Origin of the sequence: Micromonospora sp. M61, assembly GCF_018070245.1 — a bacterium.
Lineage (GTDB): Bacteria > Actinomycetota > Actinomycetes > Mycobacteriales > Micromonosporaceae > Micromonospora > Micromonospora zamorensis.
Genome location: NZ_JAGPYA010000056.1, coordinates 1 through 16,002, shown reverse-complemented (window position 1 = coordinate 16,002; position 16,002 = coordinate 1). Strand labels below are relative to the sequence as shown.

Annotated in this window: 14 protein-coding genes; 4 read left to right on the top strand and 10 right to left on the bottom strand. The window is 73.0% G+C overall.

Annotation, left to right across the window (positions count from 1 at the left end; all coding sequences use genetic code 11):
- Positions 1-143: 143 nt before the first annotated feature.
- From KBX34_RS26030 to KBX34_RS26020, 3 genes are read right to left on the bottom strand one after another with little or no spacing between them, the layout of a single operon-like run.
- Positions 144-809, bottom strand: a complete 666-nt coding sequence (locus KBX34_RS26030; RefSeq protein ID WP_099853774.1) for a response regulator transcription factor — start codon at positions 807-809, stop codon at positions 144-146.
- Positions 806-2,029 carry a sensor histidine kinase gene (locus KBX34_RS26025; RefSeq protein ID WP_210795565.1) on the bottom strand — a complete coding sequence of 408 codons (1,224 nt, stop codon included), beginning with the start codon at positions 2,027-2,029 and terminating at the stop codon, positions 806-808. The genes KBX34_RS26030 and KBX34_RS26025 overlap by 4 nt, the downstream gene beginning before the upstream one ends.
- A gap of 26 nt (positions 2,030-2,055) precedes the next feature.
- The gene (locus KBX34_RS26020; RefSeq protein WP_210927510.1) at positions 2,056-2,769 is read right to left on the bottom strand and encodes a DUF305 domain-containing protein; all 714 of its coding nucleotides are present in this window, start codon (positions 2,767-2,769) and stop codon (positions 2,056-2,058) included.
- Positions 2,770-2,907: 138 nt separating this feature from the next.
- Between KBX34_RS26020 and KBX34_RS26015 the strand changes: the two genes are divergently transcribed.
- Together KBX34_RS26015 and KBX34_RS26010 are read left to right on the top strand one after the other, a co-directional pair.
- Positions 2,908-4,353, top strand: a complete 1,446-nt coding sequence (locus KBX34_RS26015) for an LVIVD repeat-containing protein (protein ID WP_210927508.1) — start codon at positions 2,908-2,910, stop codon at positions 4,351-4,353.
- Between the two features lie 186 nt (positions 4,354-4,539).
- Positions 4,540-5,790, top strand: coding sequence for an SLC13 family permease (locus KBX34_RS26010; protein WP_210927506.1), 1,251 nt, complete (start codon positions 4,540-4,542; stop codon positions 5,788-5,790).
- A 26-nt stretch (positions 5,791-5,816) separates the two neighbouring features.
- Here the strand turns inward: KBX34_RS26010 and KBX34_RS26005 are convergent, their stop codons facing one another.
- The 7 genes from KBX34_RS26005 to KBX34_RS25975 all read right to left on the bottom strand — a co-directional run bounded on the left by KBX34_RS26005 (position 5,817) and on the right by KBX34_RS25975 (position 12,618).
- The gene (locus tag KBX34_RS26005; protein WP_210795562.1) at positions 5,817-6,293 is read right to left on the bottom strand and encodes a DUF1203 domain-containing protein; all 477 of its coding nucleotides are present in this window, start codon (positions 6,291-6,293) and stop codon (positions 5,817-5,819) included.
- Positions 6,294-6,362: 69 nt separating this feature from the next.
- Positions 6,363-7,193, bottom strand: a complete 831-nt coding sequence (locus KBX34_RS26000) for a MerR family transcriptional regulator (RefSeq protein WP_210927504.1) — start codon at positions 7,191-7,193, stop codon at positions 6,363-6,365.
- 59 nt (positions 7,194-7,252) lie between these two features.
- A complete protein-coding gene (locus KBX34_RS25995) occupies positions 7,253-8,842 on the bottom strand; it encodes an asparagine synthetase B (protein WP_210927502.1) in 1,590 nt (529 codons plus the stop codon).
- Positions 8,843-8,847: 5 nt separating this feature from the next.
- Complete coding sequence (locus tag KBX34_RS25990; protein ID WP_210927500.1) at positions 8,848-9,816, bottom strand: DUF5715 family protein; 969 nt, start codon at positions 9,814-9,816, stop codon at positions 8,848-8,850.
- A 99-nt stretch (positions 9,817-9,915) separates the two neighbouring features.
- On the bottom strand, positions 9,916-10,737 hold the full coding sequence (locus KBX34_RS25985) for an isocitrate lyase/phosphoenolpyruvate mutase family protein (RefSeq protein WP_210927499.1): 822 nt from the start codon (positions 10,735-10,737) through the stop codon (positions 9,916-9,918).
- A complete protein-coding gene (locus tag KBX34_RS34310) occupies positions 10,734-11,777 on the bottom strand; it encodes a cytochrome P450 (RefSeq protein WP_307871497.1) in 1,044 nt (347 codons plus the stop codon). Before KBX34_RS34310 ends, KBX34_RS25985 begins: the two co-directional genes overlap by 4 nt.
- A gap of 97 nt (positions 11,778-11,874) precedes the next feature.
- Positions 11,875-12,618: a helix-turn-helix transcriptional regulator gene (locus KBX34_RS25975; protein WP_210927495.1), complete on the bottom strand. Its 744-nt coding sequence runs from the start codon at positions 12,616-12,618 to the stop codon at positions 11,875-11,877.
- 154 nt (positions 12,619-12,772) lie between these two features.
- Between KBX34_RS25975 and KBX34_RS25970 the strand changes: the two genes are divergently transcribed.
- Together KBX34_RS25970 and KBX34_RS25965 are read left to right on the top strand one after the other, a co-directional pair.
- The gene (locus KBX34_RS25970) at positions 12,773-14,998 is read left to right on the top strand and encodes a family 43 glycosylhydrolase (protein WP_210927493.1); all 2,226 of its coding nucleotides are present in this window, start codon (positions 12,773-12,775) and stop codon (positions 14,996-14,998) included.
- A 209-nt stretch (positions 14,999-15,207) separates the two neighbouring features.
- A complete protein-coding gene (locus KBX34_RS25965; RefSeq protein ID WP_088948300.1) occupies positions 15,208-15,852 on the top strand; it encodes a hypothetical protein in 645 nt (214 codons plus the stop codon).
- Positions 15,853-16,002 lie beyond the last annotated feature (150 nt).

The window sequence follows — 16,002 nt, the reverse complement described above, 5'->3', positions numbered from 1 at the left end:
GGCTCCCGGTGCAGGTGGCGGATCGGACCCCTCCGACGCTATGGCCGGTGTCGGTCCGTCCATCTCCACCTGTGCGCTCGACCTGCGTGCGTCCCGGGTCGCGGTGCACACGTCGGCCGCTACGACCCAGGTCGTACGCGGGGTCACCCCCCGGGTGTGACCAGCCCGCTCTCGTACGCCAGGACCACCGCCTGGACCCGGTCACGCAGCTGGAGCTTCGCCAGGATCCGCCCGACGTGGGTCTTGACCGTCGCCTCGGCCACGTGCACCCGGGCGGCGATCTCCGCGTTGGACAGCCCCTGGGCGACCAGCAGCAGCACCTCCCGTTCCCGGTCGGTGAGCTGCGTCAGCCGGGGGTCGGCGCTCGGGCCGGCGCCGAGTTGCCCGGCGAAACGGTCCAGCAACCGCCGGGTGATCGACGGGGCCACCACGGAGTCGCCCTGGGCGACCACCCGGATCGCGGCGAGCAGTTCCTCCGGTGGGACGTTCTTGAGCAGGAACCCGCTCGCCCCGGCCTGGAGGGCCGCGAACGCGTCGGCCTCGGTGTCGAAGGTGGTCAGCACCAGCACCCGGGGCGGGCCTGCGGGCCGGTCGGCGCAGAGCCGCCGGGTCGCCTCCACCCCGTCCATGGTCGGCATCCGGATGTCCATCACGACGACGTCCGCCTCGGTGCGGGCGAGCACCCGCAGGGCGTCCGCGCCGTCGATCGCCTCGCCGACCACCTCCAGGTCGGGCTGGGAGTCCAGCACCATCCGGAACCCGGCGCGGACCAGCGCCTGGTCGTCCACGATCACCACGCGGATCGTCATGCCGCGATCACCTCCGTTGCCGGCTCAGACGGTAGCGGTAGCCGCACCTCGACCTGCCAGCCCCCGACTGGCCGGGGGCCGGCGGTGAGGCTGCCGTCGTACACCGTCACCCGCTCCCGCATGCCGAGCAGGCCGTGACCACCCGACGGCGTGGGGCTGACCAGCGGGCGGCCCTGGCCGTTGTCGACCACCCGGACGACGACGGCCTCGGCGGTGTAGGCCAGACAGACCTCCACACCGGCGCCGACGCCGGCGTGCTTGAGCGCGTTGGTCAGTGCCTCCTGCACCACCCGGTAGACGGTCAGCTCCAGGCCCGGGGGCAGGGCCGGCGGCGCGCCGGTGACGGTGCTGCGGATGCGCAGCCCGGCGTCGCCGAACCGGGTCAGCAGGTCGGGCAACTCGGCCAGGGCCAGGCGCCGGTGCTCCGGGTCGGCGGCCACCACGAGCCCGTCGGCCCCATCGGCGCCGCCGCCCGGGCCGGCGTCGCGCAGGACGCCGACCAGCCGGCGCATCTCCTCCAGTGCCTGGCGGCCGGTGTCCGCGACCACCTTGACGGCGGTGCGCGCCTGGGCGGGGTCACGGTCGAGCATGAACCGGGCACCGTCCGCCTGGACGATCATCACCGCCATGCTGTGGGCGACCACGTCGTGCAGCTCACGCGCGATCCGGGTGCGCTCCTCGGCGACCGCCGCCCGGGACTCGGCCTCCCGTTCGCGTTCCAGGGTCATGGCCCGTTCCTCCAGGCTGAGCACGTAGAGCCGGCGGGTCCGCACGTTCAGCGCCACCAACCACACCGCGCCGGTGACCAGCGCGTACCACAGCGCGGTGATCCACCACTGGACGACGTGGGGGGTCTGCGCGGCGGCGAGTAGCACACCGACGGCGGCGACCGCGCCGGCCACCACGCCGTCGCGGAGCCGTTCGCCGTACTTCACCACGCTGTAGAGCGCGATCAGGACGGCGATGTCGTAGACGAGCGGGCCCCACCCGGCGATCACCTGGACCAGGGCGAGCGCCGCGACCACCACGGTCACCGCGCTCGGGTGGGTGCGGCGCAACACCAGCGCCGCCGCCATTGCCACACCGACCAGGGTGGCCGCCCAGCCGCCGGGCTGGTTCACCGCCGCGGTCAGGCTGACGAGCGCCACCAGGGCGGACACGGCCACGTCGAAGGCGACGCCGCGCAACGGCCGACCGAACATGGTGCGTCTCACGGTCACCCAGCGTACGTGCCGGGAGGCCGGGCTCAGCCCCCGAGGACCTCACGCATGCGGTCGATCTCGACGGTCTGCTCGGTGGCGACCGAGTTGGCGAACTCGTTGAGCGTCAGGTCGGAACCGACCTTGAGCAGGTTGGTGGCCATCTCGATGGCGCCCTCGTGATGCTCGGTCATCATCCGCACGAAGAGCCGGTCGAAGTCCGCGCCACGGGTCGCGGCGAGCTGCCGCATCGCCTCGGGCGTCTGCATGCCACGCATGGTGCCGTGGTCGTGCCCCTGGACCTCCGCCGGGAGCCCGCGAGTCTGGAGCCAGCCCCGCATCATGCCCATCTCCGGCCCCTGGCTGGCGCGAATGCGGTCGGCGAGCGCGCGGATGTCGGGGTCGGCGGCCCGGTCGGGGGCGAGTTCCGCCATCGCCAGAGCCTGCGCGTGGTGCGGGATCATCATCCGCACGAACCAGACGTCCAACGAGTTGTGCGGCGCCGGGCCGGCGTCGCGGACCTCGTGGGCCGCGCGGGTGGTCGCCGACTCACCCGGACGACCGGGCGCGATGACGGTCAGGTCGGTGGGCACGGGGCTGGCGGAGGGCGACGCGGGGGGCGCCGAGGTGACGGGCGCGGAGGCCGGCCGCGCGGCCCTCGTTGCGGTGTCGTCCCCGGAGCGGATCACGATGAAGGCCACCAGCGGCAGCACAAGCGCCAGTGTGACGATCGCCAGGGTTCGTGCACGCCGGTTGGTCATGGGCAACTCCCTGGGGTCGAGGTCATCGCGATGTTATCCATTGAAGAAGACACTTTCATGTGACACAGGTCACATCGACGTTCTTCTCCGGACGGTAAGGTGTCGACCATCGTCTTCCCCTTGCGAAGGGCCTCGCCGATGATCAGACTCCACAAGCCACGGTTACGACAACTCCGCATCGTGGCGCTCGCCGCGACCGGCTTCCTCGTCGCCGGCGTCCTCGTCGCCCCGGCGAGCAACGCCCAGGTGCTGCCCCAGGCGGCGCCAGCTGCCGCCCCCACCAACACGATCCCCGGCGTCGACGAGATCGTGAGCAGCCCCAACCTGCGTCAGATCGCCAACGTGCCGAAGGTCGCCCCACTGGACGCGACCAACAGCGACATCGCCTTCCAGGGCAAGTACGCCTTTGCGGGCAACTACAACGGCTTCGTCATCTACGACATCTCGCGGCCGAGCGCGCCAACGGTCGTGTCCCGGGTGCTCTGCCCGGGGTCGCAGAACGACATCTCCGTCCACGGTGACCTGCTCTTCCTCTCCACTGACTCGTCCCGCAGCGACGACTCCTGCAACAGCACCACGCAGGGGGCGGACGTGAAGGAGTCCTGGGAGGGCATCAAGGTCTTCGACATCAAGGACAAGGCAAACCCGCGGTACATCAAGTCCGTCGAGACGGCCTGCGGCTCACACACCCACACCCTGGTGCCGGGCAAGAGCGGCAAGACGGTCTACCTGTACGTCTCGTCGTACAGCCCGCGGGCCGAGTTCCCGGACTGCCAGCCGCCGCACGACTCGATCTCCATCATCAAGGTGCCGGTGAAGAAGCCGACCGACGCCGCGGTGATCGCAGCCCCGAACCTCTTCCCGGACGGCGGTTTCCCGGGCAGTGAGACCGGCTCGGCGACCACCGGCTGCCACGACATCACGGTCTACCCGGCCAAGGATCTGGCCGCCGGCGCGTGCATGGGTGACGGCATCCTGCTCGACATCAAGAACCGCGAGAAGCCGCGGGTCATCAACCGGGTCCGCGACACGGTCAACTTCGCGTTCTGGCACTCGGCCACCTTCAACAACGCCGGCACCAAGGTGATCTTCACCGACGAGCTGGGTGGCGGCGGCGCCGCGACCTGCAACGAGGCCGTCGGACCGACCCGGGGCGCGGATGCCATCTATGACATCAGTGGTCGCGGTGACGCTCGGAAGATGAACTTCCGCAGCTACTACAAGATCCCCCGCAACAACTCCGACACCGAGAACTGCGTGGCGCACAACGGCTCGCTGATCCCGGTGCTCGGTAAGGACATCATGGTCCAGGCGTGGTACCAGGGTGGCATCTCGGTCTGGGACTTCACCGACTCGGCCAAGCCGAAGGAGATCGCCTTCTGGGAGCGCGGTCCGCTGTCGGCCGACAGGCCCGTCGGTGGTGGCACCTGGTCCGCGTACTACTACAACGGCCACATCTACTCCAACGACATGGTGAAGGGCCTGGACGTCCTGGAGCTGAACGACTGGCGTACCTGGACTGCCAACCTGACCCGCTACAAGGAGCTCAACGTGCAGACCCAGCCCAGCTACCTGGGCTGGTAGGCACCGGGCACGAAACCGGGCCCGGCCCCTGATCCTCGGGGGCCGGGCCCGGCCGTGTTCGGGCACATCCGCCCGGTCTGTCTGGTTCCCCCGCACCGGGCCACCTCGCCCGGCCGACCGCGCTCCCCCGGCGATGGTGGGGCTGGTCACGACGGCGGTGCCAGCGCGGGCGGCAGACCGACCGTCATGCGAACGTCGTCAGACGTGAAGCTTGCCGCCGTCGCCGATGCGCCGCCCGCACCGCCCGAGCCGACCAGGCGCTGGCGACCCCACCCGCTGGACCTGGTCGCGGTCGTCCTCGCCGTGGTCGGCGCGGCCTGCGCACTGAGCGGGCTGCTGCCCCGCGCGGAGACCACCGCGACAGTGCAGCGAATCCTGCCGCTGCTGCTCTTCCTCGGCACCGTGATCGTGCTCGCCGAGCTGACCGCCGTCGCCGGCGTCTTCGACGTGCTGGCCAGCCGACTGGCCATCGCCGCCCGGGGCAGGTGGGCTGCCCTGTTCCTGCTCTGCGGCGGGCTGGCCACGGTGACCACCCTCGTGCTCAACCTCGACACCACCGCAGTGCTGCTCACCCCCGTGCTGCTCGCGCTGGCCCGCAACCTGCGCGTCCCCGCCGCCCCGCTCGCGGTCACCACCGTCTGGCTGGCGAACACCGCCAGCCTGCTGCTGCCCGTGTCGAACCTGACCAACCTGCTGGCCGCCGATCGGGTCGGACTGACACCGCTGGCGTACGCCGAGCGGATGGCGCTGCCGCAGCTCGCCGCGGTGGCGGTCACCATGGTGCTGCTCTGGTACGCCTGGTGGCGGCGCGAGCGGCCGGTCGGGGGACGGTTCGTTGCGCCGGCCCGGCACGTACCGGCCGATCCGGTGCTGCACCGCACCGCGCTCGCCGGCTGCCTGCTCTTCGTCGCCGGCATCGTCGCCGGGGTGGAGATCGGGCTCGCCTCCACCGTCGCGCTCGCGCTGGTGCTGCTCGGCTTCGTGGTCCGGTCCCCCGCCACGTTGCGCCCCGGGCTGGTGCCGGTGCGGCTGCTGCTCTTCGTCACCGGCCTGTTCCTGGTCGTGCAGACCCTCGGCCGGCACGGGCTGGACGACCTGGTGGGCAACCTGCTGGGCACCGACGGCGGGGCGCTGGGCGCGCTGCGCGCGGGCGGCACCGGCGCTTTGCTGTCCAACGCGGTGAACAACCTCCCCGCCTACCTGGCCGGGGAGTCGGTGCTACCGGCTGGCGACCACACCCGTCTGCTGGCCCTGCTGATCGGCACCAACATCGGCCCGCTGGCCGCCCCCTGGGCGTCACTGGCCACCCTGCTGTGGTTCGAGCGGTGCCGGGCCGCCGGGGTGAGGGTGCCGGTGACCCGGTTCGTGGTGACCAGCACGGTGCTCGCGGTCACCGGCACCCTCGCCGCCGTCGGCGCGCTGCTGCTGGTCAGCTGAGCGCTCGCGCCGAAGCAGGGCCAGGGTCACCCGGTCGCCCGCCGCACGACGAACATGAGGCAGCCGTACACCACGTTGCGGCTGTGCAGCTCACGGGCCGTCGGGTCGGCCAGCAGCTCGGCGATCACCCCCTCCGGGTCCGTGCCGTCGTGCAGCCGGCCGCCGCAGATGCGGCCCTGCCGGTCGTACGCCCGAAGGACCTGGGGTCGCCCCCGCCAGGCCGGCGGGTGCCCGCCCGCCGGGTCCGGGCCGGGGCAGGCGGTGGCGTGCGCGAAGACCGGTCCGATCTCCCGGTACGGGCCGGCGGCGCCCGGCGGCGCGTACCCGAAGAGCAGCAGCTCCTCATCCTCGTCGGCATCGCGCAGACAGCAGCGCAGGGCTTCGCCGCCACCGGCTCGGAGCGACTCGACGGGCCGGTCGGCAGCGTCCCGGCCGGTCCGGCGGACGGTGTCGAGCGCGGCGGCCGGCAGGGCGTGGACGCGGAACGTGGTGCTGTTCGTCATCGGTCCAGCCTGGCGCGGTGACGGCGGGAGTGCTGGCGGCGATCGGACCTGACGTTGGGCCGCGGTCACTCAGTCCCGGTGGACGGCGAGCTGGAGTTCGGTGACGCCCTTCTCCGGGGCGTCCGGGCAGTAGTCGAGGTACACCTCTCGGGCGAACCCGTCGGTGCGGTAGCCGTTGTCCTCGATCCACCGGGCGAGGACCTGCATGCTCTCCTCCACGTCGTCCATTGCACCGTGGTGGATGGTCGTCGCGGCGGTGCGCACCGCGGGCAGGTCCACCACCGCGACGTCGGAGGCGGCCTCCACCCCGACCCCCACGGTCACCCCGGCATGCACCACCACCGCGTCGCCGTCGTCGCCGGGGGCCGGCTCGTACCAGGCGATGCTCGGCCCCGCTGGCGTGATCCCCGCGTCGGCCAGCCGACGGAACAACTCCGGGTAGAGCGGTTGGATCACCGGGCCGATGTCCTCGCCCTGGTAGCTGGGCGCGACAGCGGTCAACTCCGCGACGCGGACCGGCACGATCTCCTTGAGTACGACCTCCTGGGTGGTCATCCGACCCTCCGACTCGATCAAACGGAGCCTCGCCTCGACGGCCGTCAACCGGGCGGTGTCGGCGGCCAACTGTTCCGCCAGCTGGCTTCGGCGCAGCCGCAGCATGCCGCGCAGCTCGGCCACGTCGACGGCGTCGTCGACGATCGCGCGCACCTGTTCGAGGGTGAGGCCCAACTCCTTGAGGGCGATCACCCGGTTGAGCCGGCGCAGCTGGTCGGCCCGGTAGAAGCGGTAACCGGTGTGCGGGTCGACGCTGGCGGGGCGCAGCAGGCCGATGCTGTCGTAGTGGCGCAGCATCCGCACCGACACCCGGCCGAGTCTGGCGAAGTCTCCGATGGTGAACATGGTCCCTCCACGCTCGTCCCTGACACCGTGTCAGAGTCAAGCGTGGCCCGCAGGGCGGTTCAGCGGCGGGCCGGGCGTGGGCCGACCAGCCGACGGACCATCGGCGCGGCGTTCCACTTGGCCGCGCCGACCAGGTCGCGGGCGTGCTCCAGGACCGTGTAGTCGGGCCGGGTCAGCCCGTCGGCGATGGCCCGGTCCAGGTCGTTACCGCAGCGGCTCAGGACACTGTCGAAGTCCCGGCGGACCGGCTCCTGCAGGTCGTAGCCGAACGAGCGGTGCAGCCGGGCGAAGAGCGGCTTGTACAGCCGCACCCGCTCGTGCAACCCCGACGAGTACGACATCGGGTTCTTCGGGCGGCGCAGGATGTAGTCGGGCAGCACGTCGGCGAACGCCCGCCGGACGATCCACTTCTCCTGCCCGTGGCGCAGCTTCAGATCCAGCGGCAGCCGCATCGCCAGCTCCACCACACTGAGGTCGAGGAACGGCAACCTCGCCTCCACCCCGTGCCCCATGGCTGCCCGGTCGACGCGCTGCAACTCCGTACGGCACAGATTGCGGATGCGGTGCAGGAACAGTCGGCGGGCCGCGGCCGGGCCGACCTGGTGATACATCCGGTAGCCGCCGAACAGCTCGTCGGAGCCGTCGCCGGTGAGCACCACCTTGATGCCCAGGTCACGGAGCCGTCGGAAGATCGGCACCGAGACGACGGCGTTGATGATGTCGCCGTACTCGGTCAGCTCGGAGATCCGGATCGCCTCGCGGACGTCGGCGAGCCGGATGTCGCGCGTACGCAGCTCGACCACCACGTGCGGCACGTCGAGGTCGGCGGCGAGCCGCCGGGCGTACGCCACGTCGGGGCTGTCCGCAGCGCCGACGGTGACCGCCACGCAGTCCGGGTGGATGTCGCGCACCTGCCGCAGGGTCAGCGAGCTGTCCAGCCCACCGGAGAGCACCACCCCGACGGTCAGGTCGGTTTCCACCCGCATCCGGATCGAGTCGCTCAGCGCGGCACGGACGAGCAGGGCGGCCTCGTCCGGGTCGTCGATGATCGGCAGGCCGTCACCGATGGTGAGCAGGTCGACGTACGGGCTGAGCCGCACGTGCCCGTCCGCCTCGGCCCAACCGTGGTGCCCGGGCGGCACCTCGGCGATCGGGGCACCGTGCCCGACGAGTGCCTTGACCTCGGAGGCGAGGTGCAGGCAGCCGGGCCGGCGGGACCAGTACAGCGGCTTGACCCCGATGGGGTCGCGGGCCAGGTACGTCCGGCCGGTGGCCCGCTCGACGACCGCGAAGGCGTACTCGCCGCGCAACCGGGTCACCGCCGCCTCGCCCCACTGCTGGAACGCGGCGAGCAGCACCTCGGTGTCGCTCTCGGTGCAGAAGGCCTGTCCGAGGCGGGTCAGTTGGGCGCGCAGCTCCCGGTAGTTGAAGATCTCGCCGTTGAAGCAGAGCAGCCAGCGCTCGTCGGTCGAGGTCCACGGCTGCACCGCCCGGTCCCGGTCGACGACACGAAGCCGGCGGGTGCCGGCGAGCAGGCCGTTCTCGGACCGGGTCTCGGTGACCTCACCGCGGGGGGCCAGCACGGCGAGCATCCGCCGGAACGTCGCCGGGTCGGCCTCGGGGCCGATGCTCAACGCGATGCCGCACACCGGGGTCAGACCCCCATCTCGGCCTCGTAGGCCCGGCGCAGGCGGCGCCGGGCGGTGGGCGCGAGACACAGGTGCCAGGCCTGCCCCTCGTCGATCACGTTCAGCTCCCCGGCCCGCTGCCTGTTCAGCAGCACCTCCGCGAGGGTGTCCCGCGCGCCGAAGCGCTCGAACCAGGCCAGCTCGACGTCGACGGAGTAGCCGAGGCAGTGCCCGCTGGGCAGCATCGCGGCGTACCCCAGGCGGCGCAGCCGGTACTGGTGCTCGGCGCTGCGGACCAGGCTGGTCACCCACAGCGGCGGGGTGGCCGGCGGCGCGGCGGCGGCGAACTCGCGTGCGATGTCGTTGAGCAGCGCCACCACCTCGCGTCGTGCCCGACGGAACAGCAGCCCCGCCGTACGCGGGGTGAGGTCCGGTCGCAGCCGCCGACGCAGCCCGCGCGCGGCCCGGCCCAGCATGGTGGCGGGCTGCTCCTGGTAGCGGAAGCCCAGCAGGTCGCGGCGGCGCAGCCACTCCAGGTCGACCAGTTCGGCGCTGCCGTTGACCTGGTCGTCGGTGAGGAACGTCGGGGCGTCCTGCCACCACAGCACGTCGATGCGGGAGAGCAGGTAGATCCGGACCAGCGCGGTGAGGTCACGCGCCGAGGTGCGGTCGTTCGGCTGGTAGCGGGCCATCTCCAGCAGCAGCGTCTCGCGGGCGCCGATCAGCCCCTGCGGGGTGGCGTCGAGGACGTCGGCGAGCGCCGGCTCACGCAGTCGTTCGTCGATGAGCACCTGTCGAGCTCGGGTGCTCGACGCGTCGGCCAGCGCGCCCACCTCGACCAGAAGCTCGGCGACGGCTGTCCGGTAGGCGGCGAGGTCCGGCTCGGGGGCGGGAACGCGGCGGGGAGTCGCGCCGGGGGGCCGGCGGCGTGCCGGCGCGGTGGGCGACACGGGCGAACCGGGTTGCTGTCCCGGGCTACGGCTGGGCACACGCATGACGGGGTCCCTTCTCCGGTCACGACACTGGGTGGTTCGCCCTGTAACACACCGTAATTGCCGAGACCGGAGTGGACCGAACAATCCTCCTATCTACCCCTAAGGGAGCCGACCGTCCGGTTGGACAGCGGCGCTCGGCCGCACCAGGCCCTGCACCTCGGCGTACGACGGCAGCCCTTCCGTCGTCGCGAGCCCGCCGGCGCGTACCTGGTCGGCGGCGGCGAGCGCGGCGGCCAGCGCCACCCGGAACAGCAGGGAGCCGGTGCTGACCCGGGCAACCCCCGCGGCGGCCAGCTCGTCCGGTCCTGGTCCGCCCGGCTGGTACAGCGCGTTCACCGGGGCGTCGATCCGCCCGGTGAGCACGCGCAGCGTGGCCGGGTCGACGATGCCGGGCACGAAGATCCCGTCGGCGCCGGCGGCCCGGTAGGCGTGGGCCCGGGCGAGAGTCTGCGGCAGCGGGTCGTCCACCCCCAGCCACCAGGTGTCGGTCCGGGCGTTGACGAACAGGTCCGGCACCGCCGCCTTCACCGCCGCGACCTTGGCGGCGACGCGCTCCGGCTCGGTGAGGGTGCCGTCGGCACGCCCGTCCTCCAGGTTGATACCGACCACGCCGAGCCCGGCCAGCTCCGCCACGTACCCGGCGACCGCCGCCGGATCATCGCTGAACCCGGCCTCGATGTCGACGCTGAGCAGCACCGGCAGGTTGGCCAGCCGGCGGGCCAGGGCCAGGGTCTCCTGCGCGATGGCCGCGGTGCCGTCGGGTCGGCCCGCCGCCGCGGCGACCCCGAGGCTGGTGGTGCCGATCGCCGGGTGGCCGCGCGCGGCGAGCGCCGCCGCCGAGGCGTGGTCCCAGGCGTTCGGCAGCAGCAGGGGTCGGCCGGTGTGGTGCAGGGCGCGGAAGTCGGCACGGCGGTCGGTCATCGGACGCTCACCTCCAGGTTCGTCGGGACACGCAGGGTCGGGTGCGGCTCGTGGCGCAGGTCGGCTCGGAGACGCCGGCAGCGTGCGCGCAGCACGTCGAACACCCCGGCGGCCAGGGCCAGGGCGTGCCGGTCGCCGGGGCAGCCGCGCTCCCCCGCCCCGAAGGTCAGCAGACGCGCCCCGGGCCGACCGGGCCGGAACGCCGCCGGCTCGCCGAACACCCGCGGGTCACGGTTGGCCGCGTCGAAGCGCAGCAGCACCGGGCTGCCCGCCGGCAGGTCCCGCCCACCCAGGCGTACCCCGGCGGTGGTGACGCGCCGGGTCGCCCGCACCGGCGGGTCGAGCCGCAGCACCTCGGCCAGCATCGCGCCGGTCTCCGCCAGCCCGGGCACACCGCCCGGCAGGCCGCCGAGCGGTGGCAGCAGGTGGTGGGCGGCGGCACCGATCAGACCGGCGGTCGCGTCGCACGCCTGGACCAGCAGGCCGATCAGGTTCGCCCGTACCTCCGGCGCGGCCGGCGGCGCGAGCGCCAGCAACGTCGCGACAGCCTGGTCGGCCCGCCGGGCCAACGCAGGATCAACCCCCGGGTGGTACGCGGCAGCGACGACAGCGACCGCCGTCCCGGCGGCTGCCGGATCGGCGAGGCCGAGCCGACCGGCCAGCACCCGCAGCGGCACCGGCCGGGCCACGTCACGCGTCACGTCGAGGCGGTCGCCGGCCCGGTCCAGGACAGCGACGGTCAGCCGGGCCGCCTCGTGCCGCAGCTCGTCCGGGTCCAACTCGGTCAGGGCGCTCACCACGACCGCCCGGCGCTCGGCGTGCTGCTGCGGTGGGCTGAACCGGCTGACCGAGGCGCGCAGCCAGGCGAGCGTGCCGGGCGGGCCGCTCTCGACGGCCGGCACCCGGAAGGCCGGGTCGGTGAGCGCCGCCCGCACGTCGACGTGCCGTGTCACCCACCAACCGCGCTCCGGTTCGAACGAGGGCGGGCCGCAGTCCGGCGTTCCGGGAGCGGGAGCGATGTCAGGCCAGCTGTCAGTCACGGCCCGACCGTAGAACCCGAACCCTTCGCTCCCCACCGAACAGTCAAGCCCGCACCGCGCCGCGCGAGGGTGGCCGCTGGCGGGGTGGGCGACAGGGTCAGGCTCGGCCGCTGGTGGGTGTCGGGGGCGACGTGGGGGTGAGGGTGTCGTCCGGGACGTGCAGGGTCTCGGCCAGGGCGACGCGACCGATCGGGGTGAGACGGATCGCGCGGCCGGCGCCCTGGGTGATCCAACCCAGGTCGGTGAAGCGGCGGCACAGTGCCGCCCCGAGCGCCCCGGCCAGGTGCGAGCGGCGTTCGGTCCAGTCGAGGCAGTCGCGGACCACCGGGCGGCGGGCGGTGCGCAGCACCTGCACGGGTACGCCCAGGTCGGCCGCCCACGCCCACCCGTCGGCGGTCAGCGCCAACCCGCTGGACCGGTCCAGCCGTCCGTCGGCCAGCAGCGCGTCGTGCATCAGCACACCGAGGCGCCCGGCCAGGTGGTCGTAGCAGGTCCGGGCGTACGCCAGAGCGGCGCTCGCGGTGGCGGCCCGCAGCGACCCGACCGGCGCGGGTGGGGTCGGCGCGTGCCCGGCCAGGTCCTCGATCAGCTGGGCCACCGACGGCCCGGCCAGCCGCAGGTAGCGGTGCCGGCCCTGCCGTTCCTCGACCAGCAGCCCGCCCCGGACCAGTCGGGTGAGGTGGTCGCTGGCCGTGGACGGGGCGACCCCGGCGCGGCGGGCCAACTCCCCGGCGGTCCACGCCCGGCCGTCGAGCAGCGCGAGGCAGATGCCGGCCCGGGTGCCGTCGGCCAGCAGCGCGGCGAGTTCGGCCATTCCCCGGCCCTCGGTGCCACCAGTCATGGCCCCATCATCGCCCCGGCCGTCGGCACGGTGAGCGGCCGGGTGCGGCACGCGGGTACGCGAGACCGCAGGCGTCGATCTCTTTACAACGTTGTATCCATCGTTGTAGAAACGAGGGCACGACCCCACGCCCACTCCCCAGAGGCAGGTCCACATGCGACACCTTCGCCGCGGCGGCGCGCTCGCCGCCGCGCTCGGTCTGATCCTGGCCACGTTGGCGCCCCCACCCGCCGCCGGCTCCGGCGGTCCGTCCCGCTACGACAATCCGATCTCGGTCGGGGTGGGCGACACGTTCGCCGACCCGGTCATCGTGCGCGGCGACGACGGCTTCTGGTACGCCTACGGCACCACCGACCCGCTGCGCGAGGGCGAGCACGAGTTCCACCGGGTGCCCACCGCCCGCTCGGCCAACCTGGTCGACTGGGCGTACGTCGGGGACGCGTTCGGCCCGGAGCAGCGGCCACCGTACGCGGCGCCCGGTGCGGCCTTCTGGGCACCTGACGTGCGCCGCGTCGGCGATCAGTGGGTCATGTACGTGACGGTCACCGACACCACCGTCTCCGCCGAGGGCAGCGACTACGCCATCGGCGCGGCCACCGCGCCCACCCCGACCGGCCCGTGGACCTTCGCCGCGCAACCCGTGGTGGCCCCCCGCCCCGGCGGGGGCGGCGGCTATCTGTGGACCATCGACCCCAGCCAGTTCACCGACGTCGACGGCCGGGGCTACCTCTACTACGGCAGCTACTACGGCGGCATCTCGGTCACCGAACTCAGCGCGGACGGGCTGACGGCCGTGGGCACACCGACGCAGGTGGCGATCGACAACAAGTTCGAGGGCAGCTACGTGCTGCGCCACGACGGCTGGTACTACCTGTTCGCCTCCACGGCCAACTGCTGCGCCGGCCCGGCCACCGGCTACTCCGTCCAGGTGGGACGCGCACGCAGCCCGCGCGGCCCGTTCACCGACCGCGACGGCGTCGCGCTGACCGCCTCCCGGGCGGGTGGCACGCCGGTCCTGACCCAGAACGGCAACCGGTGGATCGGCACCGGGCACAACGGCTTCCTCACCGACCTGTCCGGCCAGGACTGGATCGTCTACCACGCGATCGACCGCGCCGACCCGTACCTCGACGAGCCGTTCGGCATCAACGAACGCCCGATGCTGCTCGACCGCCTCGACTGGATCGACGGCTGGCCGACCGTGAACGCCGGCGCCGGACCGTCCGAGGGCGCCCGACCCGCACCGGTGACCACCGGCCGGGTCGATGACCGGTTCGACAACACCGGGCTGGCCGGCTGGCGACGTGTCACGGGCCAGTGGCGGGTCACCGACGGCCGGCTCGTCGGCAGCGGCGCGCTGACCAGTCGTACCACTGTGGGCGGTGACGTGCGCGCGGAGACCGACCTGCGGCTCACCGGCGCGGCCAGCGCCGGGGTCACCCTCGGTGACCGGGTCGAGGTCCGCGTCGACGCCGCCGGTGGCCGGCTCGTCGCCAGCGACGGCCGCCGTCGCGCGACCACGCCGCTGCCTGTTGGGCTCGACCTGGCCGACCCGCACAACCTGGCCATCGAGGTACGCGGACAGCAACTCGTCGCCGAGCTGAGCCCGGCCCGCCTCGGTGACCAGGTCGCCGTGGTGTCGCTGCGGCTGGACCGCCCGGTCGCGGGGCGCCCTGGGCTGGCCGCCGCCGGTGGTCCGGCCGAGTTCGACAACGTCAGCGTGGCCCGACTGTTCCAGCCGGCGAAGCGGGCGGTGCCCGAGCCCCGCGTCGGGGCGCCGCTGCGGGCGTACTCCGACGAGTTCACCGATGGGCTCGCCGGCGACTGGCGGTGGGTCCGCGAGGACCCGGCGGTCACCGCCGCCGACGGCGCGCTGCGCTGGCCGGTGCAGTCGGCCGACCTGACCGGCACCGGCAACACCGCCGGCGTGCTGCTGCGCGACGCGCCGCGCGGCGACTATGTCGTCGAGACGAAGGTGGCGCTGGACCTGGGTGAGGAGTCCGTCCGCAACTACCAGCAGGCGGGCCTGGTCGCCTACGTGGACGACGACCGGTTCGCCCGGCTGACCCAGGTGGCGATCTGGAACACCCGGCAGGTCGAGTACGGCTACGAGCTGCCCTTCGCCGGCCAGCCGGTCTACGGCGGCAGCATCGTCGGCACCCCGGCCACCACCACCTGGCTACGACTGGCGCACCACGTCGACCCGGCCACCGGGGAGCACGAGTTCCGGGCCGGTTCCAGCCGGGACGGGCGTACCTGGACGTGGGGTGCGGTGTGGACGTTCCCGGCCGACACCACTCCCCGGATCGGCCTGGTGGCGCACGGCGGCGCCGAACCGGCGGTCACCGCCGAGTTCGACTACCTGCGCTTCTACCGCTAGAGCGGCGGGCCCCCTGCCGACGTGCAGGGGGCCCTTCGACCCGGTCAACGTCGTGTCTGGTGACGCACTTGCCGGCTGCCCTACCCTGAAGGAGCCGCGGCGCCACTTCGGCAAGTCGAGGCCCTAGCGCCCGCACCCGGGCGGATGGAAGCAGCCGCATGAACTGGACAACGTTCAGAAGCAACCGCACCCCTCACCGACTCCGCGCCGTGACCGACCTGCAGTTCCCGGCCAGCGGGCGGCAGCAGCTACGAAACCGGCACCCCCATCTCAGCGACGACGACATCGCCCTCGTCGAAACCGCCACCCGGCAGTGGTTCCGGATCATCGCCCGCCAGGGCAGCGCGAAGCTGTCGGTGCCGTCGGTGGTCGTGGACGATCTGTGGCAGGAACTGACCCGGCATACGCAGGACTACGCCGCCTTCTGCGACGCCGCGTTCGGGCGCCCTCTGCCGCACCAGCCCAGGCCCGCGACAGGCGGAGGCATGACCAACACCGATCGCAGCGCCCTGCTCGCCACGCTGAACCACGGCCGCCGGGACGAGGATTGTGGTCCGACCGGCCTTCCCCTGCTGTTCCGGGTGGACCAGGAGGTGCGCGTCCAGAATGGCAACCGCTACCTGGCCGACTGCGGAGGCCGTGGCGAATGTTTCCCGGTATCCGACCGCGTCTGCCTGCAACACCTCGCGGGGCCGGGCAAGCGGCCCAAGCCGCGCGGCATCCGCGGTGACCTGCCCTTCAACGACGGCCGTCACGGCTACGCCGGCGGTGCAGGCGGCAGTGGCGGAGGCGAGTTCAGTGGCGGGAGCGACGGAGGGGGCGGCGACGGCGGTGGCGGCGGGGGCAGCAACTGAAGGCCCCTGACACGCCGCGACGGGCCTAGGCGGTGTCTTCAAAGGATTTTTGTTGTCGGATGATGTAGGGCGTGGGTCGTCGCTACGAGTTGTCTGACGTCGAGTGGGATGCGCTATCGCGGTATCTGCCGTCGGTGGTGACCGGTGGTC

Coding starts and splice junctions, on each gene's coding strand:
- KBX34_RS25985 (WP_210927499.1), bottom strand. CDS start 10,737: ATGACCGACCGCCGTGCCGACTTCCGCGCCCTGCACCACACCGGCCGA.
- KBX34_RS26020 (WP_210927510.1), bottom strand. CDS start 2,769: ATGACCAACCGGCGTGCACGAACCCTGGCGATCGTCACACTGGCGCTT.
- KBX34_RS26010 (WP_210927506.1), top strand. CDS start 4,540: ATGCGAACGTCGTCAGACGTGAAGCTTGCCGCCGTCGCCGATGCGCCG.
- KBX34_RS26005 (WP_210795562.1), bottom strand. CDS start 6,293: ATGACGAACAGCACCACGTTCCGCGTCCACGCCCTGCCGGCCGCCGCG.
- KBX34_RS25990 (WP_210927500.1), bottom strand. CDS start 9,816: ATGCGTGTGCCCAGCCGTAGCCCGGGACAGCAACCCGGTTCGCCCGTG.
- KBX34_RS26030 (WP_099853774.1), bottom strand. CDS start 809: ATGACGATCCGCGTGGTGATCGTGGACGACCAGGCGCTGGTCCGCGCC.
- KBX34_RS26015 (WP_210927508.1), top strand. CDS start 2,908: ATGATCAGACTCCACAAGCCACGGTTACGACAACTCCGCATCGTGGCG.
- KBX34_RS25970 (WP_210927493.1), top strand. CDS start 12,773: ATGCGACACCTTCGCCGCGGCGGCGCGCTCGCCGCCGCGCTCGGTCTG.
- KBX34_RS26000 (WP_210927504.1), bottom strand. CDS start 7,193: ATGTTCACCATCGGAGACTTCGCCAGACTCGGCCGGGTGTCGGTGCGG.
- KBX34_RS25975 (WP_210927495.1), bottom strand. CDS start 12,618: ATGACTGGTGGCACCGAGGGCCGGGGAATGGCCGAACTCGCCGCGCTG.